General features: G+C 43.0%; 11 protein-coding genes. 1 reads left to right on the forward strand and 10 read right to left on the reverse strand.

Features of this window, described 5'->3' with window-relative positions:
* The first annotated feature begins 2 nt into the window (after positions 1–2).
* Positions 3–521, forward strand: a complete 519-nt coding sequence (gene fabA, locus R8O10_RS09335; RefSeq protein WP_005390081.1) for a bifunctional 3-hydroxydecanoyl-ACP dehydratase/trans-2-decenoyl-ACP isomerase — start codon at positions 3–5, stop codon at positions 519–521.
* Positions 522–661: 140 nt separating this feature from the next.
* Here fabA and rmf read toward each other — a convergent pair whose 3' ends face one another.
* The 10 genes from rmf to pepN all read right to left on the reverse strand — a co-directional run bounded on the left by rmf (position 662) and on the right by pepN (position 17,492).
* Positions 662–835 (reverse strand): ribosome modulation factor, encoded by a 174-nt coding sequence (gene rmf, locus R8O10_RS09340; protein ID WP_005377453.1) that lies wholly within the window; start codon positions 833–835, stop codon positions 662–664.
* A 181-nt stretch (positions 836–1,016) separates the two neighbouring features.
* Positions 1,017–2,750, reverse strand: coding sequence for a DUF3466 family protein (locus R8O10_RS09345; RefSeq protein WP_318191327.1), 1,734 nt, complete (start codon positions 2,748–2,750; stop codon positions 1,017–1,019).
* Positions 2,751–2,757: 7 nt separating this feature from the next.
* A complete protein-coding gene (locus R8O10_RS09350; protein WP_005377449.1) occupies positions 2,758–4,677 on the reverse strand; it encodes an ABC transporter ATP-binding protein in 1,920 nt (639 codons plus the stop codon).
* On the reverse strand, positions 4,655–4,897 hold the full coding sequence (locus R8O10_RS09355; protein ID WP_017821808.1) for a glutaredoxin family protein: 243 nt from the start codon (positions 4,895–4,897) through the stop codon (positions 4,655–4,657). The genes R8O10_RS09350 and R8O10_RS09355 overlap by 23 nt, the downstream gene beginning before the upstream one ends.
* Before the next feature lie 21 nt (positions 4,898–4,918).
* Positions 4,919–7,039: a bifunctional 23S rRNA (guanine(2069)-N(7))-methyltransferase RlmK/23S rRNA (guanine(2445)-N(2))-methyltransferase RlmL gene (rlmKL, locus tag R8O10_RS09360; protein WP_151514802.1), complete on the reverse strand. Its 2,121-nt coding sequence runs from the start codon at positions 7,037–7,039 to the stop codon at positions 4,919–4,921.
* A gap of 486 nt (positions 7,040–7,525) precedes the next feature.
* Positions 7,526–8,068, reverse strand: a complete 543-nt coding sequence (locus R8O10_RS09365; RefSeq protein WP_017634282.1) for a cell division protein ZapC — start codon at positions 8,066–8,068, stop codon at positions 7,526–7,528.
* 168 nt (positions 8,069–8,236) lie between these two features.
* On the reverse strand, positions 8,237–9,247 hold the full coding sequence (gene pyrD, locus R8O10_RS09370) for a quinone-dependent dihydroorotate dehydrogenase (protein WP_262583457.1): 1,011 nt from the start codon (positions 9,245–9,247) through the stop codon (positions 8,237–8,239).
* 311 nt (positions 9,248–9,558) lie between these two features.
* A complete protein-coding gene (locus tag R8O10_RS09375; protein ID WP_318191328.1) occupies positions 9,559–14,400 on the reverse strand; it encodes an NAD-glutamate dehydrogenase in 4,842 nt (1,613 codons plus the stop codon).
* 201 nt (positions 14,401–14,601) lie between these two features.
* Complete coding sequence (locus R8O10_RS09380) at positions 14,602–14,820, reverse strand: DUF2835 domain-containing protein (protein ID WP_005377440.1); 219 nt, start codon at positions 14,818–14,820, stop codon at positions 14,602–14,604.
* 65 nt (positions 14,821–14,885) lie between these two features.
* A complete protein-coding gene (pepN, locus tag R8O10_RS09385) occupies positions 14,886–17,492 on the reverse strand; it encodes an aminopeptidase N (RefSeq protein WP_025766613.1) in 2,607 nt (868 codons plus the stop codon).
* Positions 17,493–17,577: the final 85 nt, after the last annotated feature.

Genomic DNA, 17,577 nt, shown 5'->3' on the forward strand with positions numbered 1-17,577 from the left:
TAATGCAAAACAAACGTGATTCTTATAACCGTGACGATCTACTTGCTTCTAGCCAAGGCGAACTGTTTGGGCCTGGTTACCCTCAGCTTCCTGCGCCAAACATGCTAATGATGGATCGTGTTACTAAAATGTCTGAGACTGAAGGCGATTTTGGTAAAGGTTTGATCTTGGCGGAATTGGATATTACTCCAGATTTGTGGTTCTTTGACTGCCACTTCCCTGGCGACCCAGTAATGCCGGGTTGTCTTGGCCTTGATGCGATGTGGCAACTTGTTGGTTTCTTCCTTGGCTGGGTTGGTGGCAAAGGAAAAGGTCGTGCTCTGGGTGTTGGCGAAGTGAAGTTTACAGGTCAGATCCTGCCAACAGCGAAAAAAGTGACGTACGAAATCCACATGAAACGCGTTGTAAACCGTAAACTTGTGATGGGTTTGGCCGACGGTCGTGTATGTGTGGACGGCAAAGAAATCTACGTAGCAAAAGATTTGAAAGTTGGCTTGTTCCAAGACACTTCAAGCTTCTAATCACGATTTTAATCGATTTATTAAGGCTCCTATTTAGGAGCCTTTTTGTTGTCGAGTGTTAACCTACTTCCCTATGTCCCTATAATGTAGAAAAGGCTCCGTAGAGCCCTTTCGAATCCTTCTTTTTGTATGTGGAGAGTTTATTTGTAGAGACCAGATTGTCTTTCATCTCTGGCATCACGCCAACCACCTAACCAATACGACCGAGCATCAACTTGTTGATATGGGCAAGCCTCTTGAGACCTTCCATTCAACCCAGCTTTGTAGCCTTGAGATTGAGCTCGTTCTAGGCGATCACGCTTTTGTCTCTTCATAGTTAATTCCTCATACAGGTCCATTTACTAACGTACAGCTGTTATTGTGAAACTTTGATGGAGTTTTTATGACTCCACTTATAAGAATCGATCAAAGTAGGCAATTTCTCAAGGCATAAAAAAAGCAGAGACTCAAATGTGTGAGCCTCTGCTTGATTTAAAAATTACTGACGATTTTTAACTATTTTCTACGGAACCCAAACAATCCAAGCATGGTCAAAGCTAACCAACCAAGGCCTGCACCTTGACGCTCTGTCGTCGTTGAGTCAATGCTTCGAGATACGATGTCGTCCTTAGTTGCGTCAGCAATAGGTACTAGTTTGACTGCTACAATTTGCTCTTCAGAGCTACATGTCGCATTGTTTGCTGTTGTGCTATAACCACCTGCACATTTCATAGCAGTACCAGAGATCACACCTGCATCATTGATATCAGTTGCGTCGATAATACGGAACTGATTGTTTTGTTCAGAGTAATCACCGCCATTAGTCAAACTGTCTAGGAACCAAGCTTTTCCATTGAATAATGTTGCAGCACGTTCACTAGTCTCGCCACCTACGCTATATGGATAGATAAAACCGCGCTTACGACGTGGCTTGCCATCGTCTTCACGAGTCGTTTCCGCATCAAGTTGCCCGACGATTTCATTGTAAGAGTTGATACCGCCCATCTTACCGCCCGCACCGCTAAAGAAAATGCCAGTAGTTGGGTAAAAAGCGCTAATAGAATCCTTACGAACATCATCTACGATAAAGAGACGATTCGGAGCAGAGCCCGTTGGCATTAAGTATCCGCCCGAACGTTTCGCTTCACCAATAGCAACAAAATTAGAGTTAACGTCGGTTAAGCGTGAGTTTGTATGAACAGTATCATCACCTTCGCGCTGTCTAGCTCCTACAACAACTTTATTTTTCCAAGTTGCGTTTTCAACGCTACCTTCGGCTTCTAGAGTTCCGACAAAAACAGTCGCATTCAGGTAGTTATCATCACTGTAAGTGTTGTAACCTACGCCATAGACCGTTGTTCCATTAGTGACAAGATCACGCATGCTCCCTTGAGCTAACCTTTCTCCATCTTTAGATGTGCCACTAGGCCAAGCCAATTCACTGACGGTTCCGCTTTGATCCCAAATCGCTGCTTTTGATGTGTGGTGAGATCCATTGGTATTGCTTGCTGTTCGAGAAACACTGCCAACAGTAAAAATGCCGTCTGTGCTCCAAGCATGGCTTTGCACAACACTTGCGTCATTATCGCCAGTAAGAATATTTGGCTCTACTGGTGCAACTACGGTATTTCGTGTTTCTAATGTAGAAGTATTTTCTGTGCTAACTTTACTCTGATTACCGACAGCTGCACCACCCTCGGTAAGCTGGTTGATAACATTGTTATATTCATTTTTATAAGCAGCAGAATCTTCTTCTATGAACGCTAACGCATTAGAAGTAAAGTCTTTACTACGTTCTTTATTCCACGGCGTCCAGTTTACTGAAGCCCATGAGTCACAGGTGGAATAGCGAAGCTGGTTGTAACAGTAACGCTCAAAGTCTTTGAGTTCTTGGATGTAATAAAAGCCAGCGTCTAATCCGAATGGGATTTCTTCACGATAGCTGTTCCCATCCACGGCTTGTGTCGCTGAAATCGGTGTAGTGCGAGTTTCCATTGCAAGTTTAAACTGCTCTGGCGCGCAGTTTGCTGCTGCATCAAAGCAGCCTAGAGCGAAAGGTGAACCTGTTGAAGGATCTGTACCTGCATTGCCCTGTTGAATTGCAACCCCGTAAGCCGTTTGGTAGTCACCGTTTGAACCATGATCCTGAGGTGAAACCTCAACAACTTGATACAATGCCGCCTGTGCGTTCATTGTGGTACCAACCATCATTGCAATGGCGGTCAATTTGAATTTATTACTACAATTCATTGAATTCTTAACTATCCTGTTGCATTGCTTCGAGTTCTTCCCATCTCTCGAATGCGATTTCCAACTCCTGCTCTAATGCAGCAAGCTGTTCCAATACCGGCTGAGTTTGCTCTACAGGTTTAGCAAAGAACTCTGGATCGTTCACTTGCTCCTGAAGGCTCTCGATATCCGACTCTAATTGTTCAAGTTTAGCTGGTAGAGCCTCTAATTCTCTTTGCAGCTTATACGATAACTTCTTCGAATTGTTCTTAGGTTGCGTAGTTTTGGGAGTTTCCTCAACCACTTTCTCTTTCTTCGTTGGTTTTTCAACCTGACTGCGCGAAGCAAGAACTTGGTCACGCTGCTGTTTAGCATCATGATAACCACCAACGAACTCTTCGATTATACCGTTACCCTCAAAAATCCAGCTGGTTGTTACTGTGTTGTCTACGAACTCACGGTCGTGACTCACTAACAATAATGTACCCTGATAATTGGCAAGCATTTCTTCTAAAAGTTCCAACGTTTCGATATCCAAATCGTTAGTTGGCTCATCAAGAATAAGTAAGTTGTTTGGTTTCAACAAGATACGGGCTAGCAATAATCGGTTTTTCTCACCACCAGAAAGTGCCTTAACCGGGGTTCTGGCGCGCTTAGGTGCAAATAAGAAGTCTTGAAGATAACTCAGCGCATGACGCTGACGTCCCCCAACCATTACTTCTTGTTTCCCATCCGCTAAGTTATCGATCACTGTCTTTTCTGGATCCAAAATCTCTCGGTACTGATCAAAGTACGCGACTTCTAATTTTGTTCCGCAGTGTAAACGACCAGACTGCGCTTCCAATTGCCCTAGTAGCAATTTAAGTACCGTACTCTTACCGCAGCCATTTGGTCCGATAAGTGCAATACGGTCACCACGCATGATGTTAAAGCTAAAGTCGTCGACAATTGTCTTGCCTTCGTAAGCAAAAGATACATTTTCTGCTTCAAATACAATCTTACCTGAACGAGAAGCATCATCGATGTTTAGGTTAACTTTACCTTGAACTTCACGACGGTCACGACGCTCTTCACGAAGTTTTTTAAGGGCTCGAACACGGCCTTCATTACGAGTACGACGTGCTTTAATGCCTTGACGAATCCACACTTCTTCCTGCGCTAGTTTCTTATCGAACTCAGCATTTTGCATTTCTTCGACGCGAAGCATTTCTTCTTTGTCATTCAAATACTGTTCGTAATTACCAGGGAAAGAAGCTAATTGACCGCGATCTAAGTCAACGATGCGTGTCGCCATCGACTTGATGAATGCACGGTCGTGAGAAATAAAGATGATCGAGCCTTTGAAGTCTTTTAAGAAGTTCTCTAACCATTCGATCGTTGTCACATCGAGATGGTTTGTTGGTTCATCAAGAAGCAATACATCAGGATCACAAACCAGCGCACGAGCTAAAGCAGCTTTACGTTGCCAGCCACCGGATAGATCGGTCAGTTTGGTTTCTGGGCTTAGTTTTAAAGCGCCAAGTACGTTCTTAACACGGTCATCAAAGCGCCAAGCGTTAGAATGATCAAGTTGCTCTTGAACTTTCGCCAAACGGTTAATGTTCTTCTCACTTGGGTCTTGAGCAACAAGATCGAGAAGATCGTGATAGATCTTCAATTGTTCGCCGATTTCAGCCAAACCGCCAGATACGTATTCGTAAACCGTACCCTCTTGATTGCGCGGTGGATCTTGTTCAAGCCGAGAAACTACTACGTCTTGAGTTATTTGAATCTTGCCATCATCCAACAAAATGTCGCCGGCAAGCACTTTCATTAACGTGGACTTACCTGCTCCGTTACGACCAACTAAACAAACGCGTTCGTTTTCTTGAAGAGCGAACTCCGCTTTATCTAGCAATGGGTGGTCACCAAATGCAAGTTGTGCGTTATGAATGGTAAGTAATGCCATTATTATCCAACCAATGTGTGAGTTGTTCTAAGTCAAACGGCCAGTTCAACTCAGAATCTTGATATTTTAAGACGGGTATTGTGACGCCGTAACGAGAAAATAGTACATCATCGAACGCAATATCGATGATATCTGTTTGCTCGGCCAAACCGACTTGGTCTACTAGAGCAAATGCCATCTCACAAAGATGGCATCCCTCCGTGCTATACAATATCAGCACGTATTAATCCTTTTGTTTATACTACGCGTGCGTTACTAGCCAACAGTTATGAATCTGTTTATTACGCGCAAAATCTAATGGTAACGTTTGAGAAGAAATATTCTGAGCCTTCAAACCCAATTCAGCGAGTGATTCTTCATCCATCTTGAAGTGACGTTTGTTATTTGAAAATACGATTGTGCCTTCACTTCTCAGTAAACGTTTGAGGTTCTTCATTAGCTTAATGTGGTCACGTTGTACATCGAATGATGTTTCCATACGCTTAGAGTTAGAGAACGTAGGTGGGTCAATAAAGATCAAGTCGTACTCACCTTTTGCGTTTTCTAGCCATTGCAAACAGTCCGCTTGTTCATATTTATGTTGGCGCCCTACACAGCCATTAAGCTGCATATTGTCTTTCGCCCAGTTCAAGTAGGTGTTTGACATATCGACAGTTGTAGTGGAACGCGCACCACCAACTGCAGCGTGCACTGTTGCACTACCAGTGTAAGCAAACAAGTTAAGGAAATCTTTACCCTGTGCCATTTCGCCAAGACGACGACGAGTGATCTTATGATCCAAGAACAGGCCTGTGTCTAGGTAGTCATGAAGGTTCACGATCAGCTTCACACCGTACTCGTTTACTTCGAGCGTCTCTGATACCTGACCTAATTTTTGGTACTGGCTTCGACCTTTCTGCTTCTCACGAACTTTCAGTACAACTTTGTTCGCTTCGACACCGGTCACCTGAATCGTCGCACGGATAATGTCCGTTAGACGACGCTTGGCTTTTTCTTCAGGGATGTTCTTAGGTGCTGCGTACTCTTGAATCACAATTTGATCGCCGTACACGTCGATCGCTACGTTATATTCTGGAAGGTCTGCATCGTAGATACGGTAGCAGTCTAGTTTCTCTTTACGCGCCCACTTGCCAATCTTGCCAATGTTTTTCTTCAAACGGTTTGAGAAGTCTGGTGCGATTTGAACGTTAGTATCTGCACCTTTAACTTCATCAGCGCTGCGCTCGGCAATGCTGTAGTTCTTTTGGTGACACGGTAACGCACCATTGTTCAATTTAAACTGTTTATCAGCGCGCATACGAAGGCAACTCAAGAGCTCGTCTGAGCTAGAGAAGATAGATGCTTTACATCCGCCAAACTCAGATTTTAGCTGTCCACCGAATGCGGTATAGAGCGCAATCAGCCCCGGCTCAGTTCCTAGACGCTCACCGTAAGGTGGGTTTGAAACGATAACACCGTGTTCAAATCCTGCGGGACGAGTAATAGTTGCAGCATCACCTTGCGCAAACTCAATCAACTCTTCAACACCTGCTCTGCGGGCGTTTTCTTGAGCGACTTTTAACACTTTGGGATCGTTATCGAATCCAAAAAACTTAGCGTCAACTTTCTTGACACCCCGTCTAGCTTGAACATTAGCCTCTGATTTAATCTCAGCCCAGGTCTCCGGTTCAAAGTCTTCCAAAACTTCGAAGCCCCATTGTTTGCGCTTAACGCCAGGTGCCATGTTGGCTGCCATCATTGCCGCTTCAATAAGCAAAGTACCAGAACCACACATTGGATCGAGTAATGGTTGATGCCCATCCCAGCCACAACGCATGATAATCGCAGAAGCAAGCGTTTCACGTAATGGCGCACGACCCGATTCTGGTCGATAACCACGCTGATGAAGACCACTACCTACCATGTCTATCCCAAGCAACGCTTTATCTTTATGCAAACGAACGTGAATACGAATATCTGGGCGTTCTTTGCTGATATTAGGACGTGGCAAGCCTTTATTCTCAAAGCAATCTACGATGCCATCTTTGACCTTCATAGCTCCGTATTGGCTATTTCTAATCTCACGGTTTGTGCCGTTAAAGTCCACAACAAAGCGTTTAGAGCTATGAAATTGGTTAACCCAGTTAATAGTGGAAGTGGATAGATACAAGTCCATGTCGTTGTTACACGTGAACTCAGATAAAACACGTACAAATCGAGACGCTAAACGGCTCCACAAACAACAGCGATAAACCTGTTCGTTTGTCGCTTTAAATTTTACGCCTGCCTGTACTGGTTTCGCATTTTCAATGCCTAGTTTAGTCAGTTCTTCAACAAGCAAATTTTCCATGCCATTTGAAGTTACCGCGAGATATTGATTCATAGTGTTCTTTCGCTGATAAAAAATGGCTTCAATTATACCTGACTTTACGATCAATGCCTCGTTTTTAAAGGTATTTTCCCACCCGTTAGTTCAAATCATCACCACTCAAATGATCTAAAACTTTCAACATCTTTAGTTTGAATGTTTTTCATTCATGAACGTATTTTGTTTCCTTTAGAAGAAGTGAATACTTATTTACATGCATTTTGGTATATACCAGTCGGGATTGGTTGATGTAAGTTACTTACAAATACCCTTTATAGGGGAATAAATAGGGTTGTTTTAGGCGCTAGGTTGCCTAATTAAAGGAGTAATCAAATTGAAATAAGTAAAATAAAAGTGACCAGCTTCATGTTTGCATGCATAGAAAACAAACAGTTTCATGGTCTTTCGGATTGGAGTGTCTGAGGAAAGGACAAAAAAAATCGACCCAATAAGGTCGATTAAGGCAAACAAAGGAACGAAATAAAGAAAAATTAAACCGCTTTAACCCACCATTGCCATAGGGGTCATTGCAAAGAGGTGGTTTGCACAAGCCATGCGATCATGCATTACTTTAATCGGCTGCCCAAATTGAAGCGCCTTATTGCCATCAAGAACAAAGGCTTCTTGGTTAACATAAGCACATAAGCTCGATGTTTCGCCTGGTTCTAGAACGATGAACATACCATCAGAATATTGATTTGTGAGAAAGACCATGTCCCCTTCTTGAGGTTCATAATCAGAGGTCTGTGCATCGAAGAACCAGCTCTTAGGCTGTACAGGTTTATGAAAACGCTTTGCAGCAACACAATACAGTGTTAATTCAGCTTGGCGATATTCACTGATATCGAGACAGCGAATGCGCTCATTAAACGTTTGAAATGCGCTGGCGTCATCAACGGTAAATTCACTGTTTGAGAAGGCACAGTTAACCAACAATTTTCGGGATAGATTGGTTTGGAAAATCATTTCCTCCCCCAGATCCAGCATTAAGCAAGCTTTTTGCTCGTCAAAATACCAATTCCATTTGTCGCTGGGTTTAAGCATTATTCCGTTCTCTCTTGACTAGTTAAATCAGTGGTAAAGAGGTAAGACGCTTAATTACCTACTCGTGATTTTTAAATTCTACAAACGAACGGATAAAAAAAAAGAGGAAACAAAGTCCTCTTTTTTATGTAACAGGTACTGATTTTTCAGTAGTTTTTGATGTATATGTTAAAGATTTTTAACAATATCACGTACGAGACCTGGGCCGTGGTAAATAAAGCCAGTGTAGACTTGAACAAGTTTAGCGCCTGCCATGATCTTTTCTTTGGCTGCAACATAGGAATCTACACCACCAACACCGATAATTGGAAGTTTGTCTTCAAGCTCTTCATGAAGCTTACGTACGACCTCCGTAGAGCGTGATTGCACAGGGCGACCACTCAAGCCACCTGCCTCATTGGCGTGTTTCATCCCTTCTACGATCGTGCGATCCAAAGTTGTGTTAGTCGCGATCACACCATCTATATTGTTTTTCAATAAAGAATCGCAGATTTGGCAGATTTCATCGTCACTTAAATCTGGCGCAATCTTTAATGCTAACGGGACGTACTTGTTGTACTTCTCTGATAACTCCGCTTGTTTCGCCTTTAATTCGGAAAGCAGTTCATCAAGCGCTTCACCATATTGAAGTGAACGAAGGCCTGGAGTGTTTGGCGATGAGATGTTTACTGCAATATAGCCAGCATACTCATACACTTTTTCCATACAAATCAGGTAGTCCTCTGCCCCTTTCTCAATTGGCGTATCTTTATTTTTACCGATATTAATTCCGAGAACACAATTGAATTTTGCTCGTTTAACATTCTCGATCAAATTATCAACGCCTAGGTTATTAAAGCCCATGCGGTTGATGATCCCTTCTGCTTCCACTAAACGGAATAGGCGTGGTTTATCATTACCTGGTTGTGGTCGTGGCGTTACAGTGCCGACTTCGACAAAGCCAAAGCCCATGGCATCAAATGCTTCAATACATTCGCCGTTTTTATCTAAACCAGCCGCAAGACCAACAGGGTTACGGAATGTTAGACCCATACACTCAACTGGACGAGTTGGTAACTGTTGGCGGTAAAAGAGATCAAGTGGTGTGCCGTTAAAGCGTTGGAAGTTCTTGATTGCAAGATCATGTGCCTTCTCGGCATCGAGTTGGAAAAAGCCAGTTCTGGCTAGACGGTAAAGCATTGTGCCTCCGAAAGAAAAAAGCCCCGTATAAACGGGACAATATTATTTACCGTTTTTCATCGTAATTCAATGAAAATGAACGTAATAAGTAAAAACCTATATCTTTATAAGATTTTTAAATATAAAACAAACAATTACAATCAAGTTTCTGCGATAAAAATCGTAACTAACCGCTTAAAAGCAATCGATTTCACTCTGTTTTAATTTCAACTCAATGTGACAATGTAACTATTTTCGTTCCAAATGTGAATAATAGATAATAAAAAGCCCCGTTAAATAACGAGGCTTTTACTTATGACTTGATTATTCCACTACTCTTTCGATGAGCAGTTGAGGTTTAAAAGTACTAGCTCTCGAAGTGCTACAGAGAACTTAGCAAATTCGTGTACTGAGCCAACTTTGAACTCGTTTAAGATACTCTCCCAGCGGTGCAACGATTGCTCGTTAGTTTCAATCCAATCTTCTAACGCAGCCATCACGTCAAGCTCTTCGGTTGAGCAGCCACAAGTCAGTACCTGAGCGGTAAGTTGACGTTGTTGCCAGTCCAGATCTTCACGGAATGCCGCTCTAGCAAGTGCTTGCCAGTTGTTATCAACGGCTTGGCTATTAATTTGCTTCAAGAACCAATGCAACGATAAACGGTCACCCAAGTTAAAGTAGAGTTTCGATGCTTGCTCAACCGTTTTACCTGTTTCACTTGCTACTGATGAAATATCCAGTGCAGATTGTAAGCTTGATAAGCGGGCAACTTGGTGAGCGAGTTTCTCTTCAACCCCTTTCTCTATCCAACCTTGAGCCAAGTCATTGTGTTCTTCAACTTCAGACTCAACTAACATAGTGTCTAGGGTTTCAGTGATAACATTGACATCTTGCTTGTAGATAGCAATCAACTCACCGACCGTGCATTTGCCGCTACGGTTACGAAGCAACCAGCGTGCAATTCGACGCAGTGCTCGGCGCACGTAAAACATAATTTCGTATTGAGCTTGCGCTGTCGCAACGTTATCAAGTTTGCGAGTTTGCTTGAGGATTGCTTCTAAATCAAAGATTTCTCTAGCCGCACTGTAAGCATTGGCAATATCGACAACACTTGCACCAGTTTCTTCTTGCAAACGAGTAACGAAGTTACAGCCCATTTCATTAACCATCTGGTTAGCCAATGCTGTAGCTATAATTTCAGCTCGCAGTGGGTGATTAACCATTTGATCTTTATAGTTACGTCGTAACGCACTTGGGAAATATTCAACAAGTTGTTTTGCATGGAATTCATCATTTGCGATTTCATCCGTAACAAGTTGCTGTTTAAGTACCATTTTACCGTAGGCAACTAACACTGATAGCTCAGGGCGAGTCAGACCTAGTCCCTGTTTTTCACGCTCGATTAGCGTTTCATCATCAGGGATGTATTCGAGAGCACGATCCAAGTACCCTGCTTTCTCCATAGTGTGGATGAATCGAATTTGCTCCTTAACAATGCCAACACCTTGCTGTTCAGTAACAGAGATCGACTCCGACTGACGGTAAGCATCATCCAAGACAATTTCACCCACTTCGTCTTCCATAGACTCTAGAATTTGGTTACGTTGCTTAACCGTAAGATCGCCATTTGAAACCAGTCCATTGAGGAAGATCTTGATGTTGACTTCATTATCCGAACAGTCAACGCCACCTACGTTATCAACGAAGTCCGTGTTCACTCGACCGCCAGTTAGTGCGTATTCGATACGACCAAGCTGAGTCATACCCAAGTTACCACCTTCGCCAACCACTTTGGCTCTTAAGTCACGGCCGTCAATGCGCAGCATGTCGTTAGCACGGTCGCCAACATCTGTATGAGTTTCTGTCGATGATTTAACGTAAGTGCCGATACCACCATTCCAAAGCAGATCGACTTTCATTTTCAAGGTCATCTTTATCAGATCGTTAGGCGCTAAAGATGCTTTCTTAGTACCTAACATTTTCTGAATTTCTGGCGTCAACTGGATCGATTTTGATCGACGAGAGAAGATGCCACCACCTTGAGAGATCAAGTCTTTGTTGTAATCTTCCCAGCTTGATCTTGGTAAATTAAACAATCGGTTACGCTCTTCCCAGCTGCTGGCTGAATCTGGATTTGGATCAATAAAGATATGCATGTGGTTAAACGCAGCTTGCAATCGAATATGCTTCGATAACAGCATACCGTTACCGAACACGTCACCTGCCATATCACCTACACCGATTGCAGTAAAATCAGTGGTCTGACAGTTGATGCCCATTTCACGGAAGTGACGTTTAACAGATTCCCAACCACCTTTTGCGGTGATACCCATTGCTTTGTGATCGTAACCGTTTGAACCACCTGAAGCGAATGCGTCACCTAGCCAGAAGTTGTATTCTGCAGAAACAGAGTTTGCCAAATCTGAGAAGGTTGCTGTGCCTTTATCGGCAGCCACTACTAGATATGGGTCATCTTCATCGTGACGAACAACGTTTTGTGGTGGTACCACCTCTCCTTCAATGATGTTATCTGACACATCTAGCAGTGCACGGATAAAGCGTTTGTAACAACGCTGACCTTCTGCAAAAATTTCATCACGAGTGGTGAGAGATGGCTGGCGTTTACAAACGAAGCCGCCTTTTGCACCCACTGGTACAATTACAGTGTTCTTAACCTGTTGCGCTTTTACTAAGCCAAGAATCTCCGTACGGAAGTCTTCTTGACGATCTGACCAACGCAAACCACCACGAGCCACTTTTCCACCACGAAGATGAACACCTTCAATATCTGGTGCGTAAACAAAGATCTCGAATGCAGGTACAGGCTGCGGAATCTCAGGAATATCACTTGGCTTCATTTTCAAAGATAACCAAAGCTTAGGCTGCTTATTCTCGTCTACTTGGTAGTAGTTGGTACGAAGCGTCGCCATGATCATTTCAATATAACGACGAATAATACGATCATCATCCAAGCTCTCTACACGATCCAACTGCTCTGTTAGCTTTTTAATTAGATCGTTTTGGCCTTTCTCGCTGCCTTTGTGTTTCGGATCAAATCGCTTGGTGAACAGCTTGACTAGACCTGTCGCTAAGTCTGGGTAGTGGCTTAGCGTGTCTTCGATGTACTGCTGACTGAATGGGAAGCCTACTTGGCGCATGTATCGTGCGTAAGCACGAAGAATGGAAATCTCACGGCCAGATAACGACGCACCTAATAACAATCGGTTGAAACCATCACTTTCAAGATTACCCGCCCAAATGGCAGCAAATGCTTGTTGGAAACGATCACGAGCTTCACGAAGGTCAACGGTTTTCTCGCTCTTATGCAGCATAGAGAAGTCAAGGATCCAGAAAGTCTGCCCGTTGTTTTTCTCGATCTCATATGGCGATTCGCCAATCACACGCAAACCAAGGTTTTCCAACATCGGCATTACGTCAGAAAGGTGAATTGGTTCATCGCGATGGTATAACTTTAAGCGGACAGCTTTGGAATCTGCACCCTCTTCTTGAGGTCGGTAGAACAACATGCCAAGTTTATTATCATCACTTAACGCTTCTAAGCGCTCGATATCTGCAACCGCAGAACCTGGCATCATGTCCTCTTTGTATGAGCGAGGGAACGCACTCATATATTCTTTTGAAAGAGGAAGGCCTTTGCTTTCACCAAAGTTAGCAATGATGGATTCTTTTAGTCTGTCATCCCAAGAGGTAGAAACTTCCATTAGATTTTGCTCGATCTTTTTCACGTCTACGTCAATGTTGTTATTGTCTACACGAACAATGTAATGTGTTCTCGCTAGTGGGCTTTCTGAGAAGTACGTTGTAAATTCAACCTCTTGCTCGCAACCAAAGTACTGCTTAAGAATGCGTTGAGTTTGACGACGCAATTCTGTGTTGTAACGATCTTTAGTGACATAAACCATGCAACTGAAGAAACGACCAAATGGGTCTTTACGAACAAACAAACGCAGCAAGTCACGATCTTGCATTTGTACAACACCCATTCCCACCTCAAGCAGCTCTTCTTCATTAGCTTGAAGCAACTCGTCGCGTGGGTAGTTTTCTAAGATATTGTGCAATGCTTTGTATGAGTATGATCCGTGGCGGTATCCACTTGCTTCAAGGATACGGTCAACTTTTTCACGGATCAGAGGAATACTTTGTACCGCTTGGTTGTAAACGGCGGAGGTATATAAACCAGTAAAGCGATGCTCACCTATTACTTTACCGTTTTCATCAAACTTTTTAATACCGATGTAATCAGTATAAGCCGGACGGTGGATACGAGATGCTTTGTTACCTTTGGTGATGATCAGAGCGTATGGTTTTTTCGCTTCTAATCGCGCTGAATCTGATAATTCAGAGAGCTTGACGCTACGCACGCGCTTGTCATCAGCAAACAGACCTAGTCCTTTTTCTTTAGCAGGAACAAGTTCGGTATCACCATTGACCTCTTTTAAGTCATAATCTTTATAACCCATAAAGGTAAAGTTATGATCTTCTAGCCAACGAAGAAATGCGATCGTTTCATCCATACGATCAGTTTGGATAGAAACACGATCTTTATTTTTCTCAAGTTCATCAGTAACAAACTTAAGCTTATCAACCATCTGCTTCCAGTCATCAACGACTAAGCGAGTATCAGATAGAATTCTTAACAGCTCTTCTTTAAGCGCTTGCATCTCGTCTTTACTAGTAAGGCGGTCTACCTCTATGTGGAAAAGTGATTGAAGAACACCACCCTCACCGTTTACGTCTGTAACTTGGCCTTTTTTATCACGCTGAATCTGTGTTGGGTTATTCAACATTAGGTGACAAACAAGATCCAAACGTGCTAAAGCCATTTTGACTGAGTCCACTAAGAATGGACTATCTGGAACAACAATTTCTACGATTGTGTGTGTGGATTGCCAGCCTTGACGACTTACGGTCGGGTTAAATACTCGAACCGAAATCTCTTCTGGTTTTTTTTCATTGATATGGTGCCAAAGGCTAACGACAGCACCATAAAGGTCGGATTCGTTTCGCTGAATTAGATCATCATCAGCAATGTTACTGAATAAGTGTTGAGCAAGTTTAGTTACAAGCGTTTGGTGAGAAAGCTCGAGTTTGTCTTGAATCAGTTGGTAAACCTTTTCAAGCAGAACCGGCACTACATTTTCACGCGCGGTCATATTCACACTCCACATTAGAATTGTTGTTTTGTAGGGGGACTTAGTAGCTAGGTTGTTACCTTAGAAACTAAGCATAGGTAATGCATGTGCCCATTGTAAAAGCATAATTACAAATGTTTAACAACTAATCGTAGTGGTAAGAGGTGAAATGTCCGATTCTGTGACTAAGATTCCTATTTAACTCTCTGCAAATACAATACATCACAGAGTTTCTAACTTAAGAAACTTATTATTTTGGTCAGTTGTTAGTCTAAACTGGCCTCTAACGCCCAATTGACTAAGAAATGGTCTAAATCTCGCGGCGGGTAACTGCAAACGCAAACCGTTGTGTGTGACAACTTGAACAACACTTGCCGCACCAGAATAATGAGATAAAAACGTTTGATATGAAATGTTGAGATTGAAGTAGTAATAGTTCATGAAGTGAAAACTAAGTGACATAAACAAATAAGGTGGTCTTAATGACCACCCTATTGTGTTGTTTACTATTCGTCTAGTGCTTTAGTCACTTTTTCGAATAGATCTTTAGCAAGATTATCCATTGCTTTGAGCTTTTCAAGTTCTGCACGAATCATTGCTTGGCGAGCTTCATCGTATTTACGGAACTTAAGCAAAGGATCAATCATTCGAGAAGCTACTTGTGGGTTCGAATCATTTAGTTGGCGAAGAATTTCACCGGCAAATTGGTAACCTACACCGGATTTATCATGGAAACGTACAGGGTTCGCACTTAAGAACGAGCCAATTAAGCTGCGCGTACGGTTCGGATTTTTCAAACTAAATGCTTCGTGGTTCATGGTTGCTTTTACTTTTTCAAGAGCATCCTCTGCAGGATTGCTACCTTGCAGTGCAAACCACTTATCCATAACCAAACCATCGTGCTTCCATTTATCGCTATAATCAGCCATAAGTGCTTCACGACACTCGAGCTGAGCGTTATTTGCGGCACTCATCGCAGCAATCGTATCTGTCATGTTATTTGCAGATGCGTACTGCGCGTTGACTAAATCATTACCTTTTTCCGTATATGCTAGGTACTGAAGGCAACGGTTACGTAAAGCACGCTTGCCAATAGCAGCATGGTCGATCGTATACTCTGTTTGCTTAAGCGTGTGATAAGTCGCACTTAGCTCATCTTCTAATTCCTTAGAAAGTGACACTGTAATGCTGTTTAGCACTTTGTCTACGGCATCGATATCAATTTGCTGGTACCAACCAGTAATCTCATTGATTGAAGGCATAGAGAAAACTTGAGCAATGAAAGCAGGCTCAAGCGTTTCATCCAACAGCACACCGCGGAAAGCATCTATCACACCTTCAGAAAGCGATACTTCTTGTCCCGCTTGAACGTTTTTCACATTCTGACGAATGTATTTAGCCAATAGCATTTGGCTAGCGTCCCATCGAGCAAAATCGTTCGTTGCGTGCTTCATCAAGAAGACTAACTCGTCATCGCTGTAATCGTATTCTAATTTGACTGGTGCCGAGAATTCACGCAACAAAGATGGCACTGGCTGTTCTTCGACATTTTCAAATACGAACGTTTGCTTATCTTGTTTAATATCCAGCACGTTATTAACTGATTCACCGTTAATCACCAGTGGGATAACTCGACCTTTCGAATCATACAACTCGATATCGAACGGAATATGCAGCGCTTGTTTTTCTGCTTGGTCTTGCGTCGGCTCCGTAAATTGCTCTACCGTTAGTGCGTAAGTTTTTGCATCAGCGTTGTATTCGCTATTTACGCGCAGCGTTGGTGTACCCGATTGGCTGTACCACAGACGGAACTGTTTTAAATCAACACCGGTGGCATCTTCCATTGCAGAAACAAAGTCTTCACACGTCGCGGCGGTACCATCGTGACGTTCAAAGTAAAGTTTCATTCCTTTTTGGAAGCCCTCTTCGCCAAGGAGTGTATGGTACATACGAATAACTTCGCTGCCCTTTTCATACACCGTTAGCGTGTAGAAGTTATTCATCTCAATGACTTTGTCAGGACGAATCGGGTGAGACATTGGGCTTGCATCTTCCGCAAATTGAGGACCACGAATAATACGTACGTTATCAATACGGTTATCAGCACGAGAGCCTAAGTCAGAAGAGAATTCTTGGTCTCGGAATACGGTTAAGCCTTCTTTTAGACTTAGTTGGAACCAGTCACGACAAGTGACACGGTTGCCAGTCCAGTTGTGGAAGTACTCATGACCGATCACAGCTTCGATGCCTAAATAATCACGATCTGTCGCAGTTTGATCGTTCGCCAGCACATATTTTGAGTTAAAAATGTTCAAGCCTTTGTTTTCCATTGCACCCATGTTGAAGAAATCAACAGCAACGATCATGTAAATATCCAGATCGTATTCTAGGCCAAAGCGTTCCTCATCCCACTTCATCGAGTTGATCAGCGATGTCATCGCATGGCCTGCACGATCTAAGTTACCTTTATCAACAAAGATTTCTAAATCAACACTGCGACCTGACATCGTTGTATATTTGTCACGCAATACATCAAAGTCGCCTGCAACAAGGGCGAACAAGTAAGCTGGTTTTGGATGCGGATCCTGCCATTGAACCCAGTGACGACCGTTCTCTGCATCGCCTTCTGCAATTCGGTTACCATTGCTCAGCAAATATGGATAAACCGCTTTATCTGCGATCACTTTTGTTGTGTATTTTGCTAGAACATCCGGACGGTCTAGATAGTACGTGATACGGCGGAAGCCCTCAGCCTCACACTGAGTACAAAATGCGCCGCCTGATTTGTACAAACCTTCGAGTGCTGTATTCGCTTCAGGATCAATTTTGGTGACGATTTCAAGTTCAAACTCGGATGGAAGATCGGTCAGTACCAGCGATGACTCCTTCACCTCGTGATGAGCCCAATCCTCACCATTTACTTTTACAGCGCGTAGCTCAAGCCCTTCGCCATCGAGTTCTAGCGTTGTTGTATCGCCTTTTTGAGCAACTTTTGATACCGCCGTAACGATTGTGTCATTGTCATATAGATCAAAAGTAAGATCGATATCAGTAATCGCATGAGATGGCTCTTTATAATCTTTACGATATTTGGCCAGGGGAGCTTGAGACATGAGCATAAATCCTTGTATGTCGAACAACAAAAATACCAGACTGCATGATCAAAAATGCAGTTCTGGTATCACTATATAAGCTATT

Origin of the sequence: Vibrio sp. 1727 (genome assembly GCF_033344415.1) — a bacterium.
Classification (GTDB): domain Bacteria; phylum Pseudomonadota; class Gammaproteobacteria; order Enterobacterales; family Vibrionaceae; genus Vibrio; species Vibrio alginolyticus.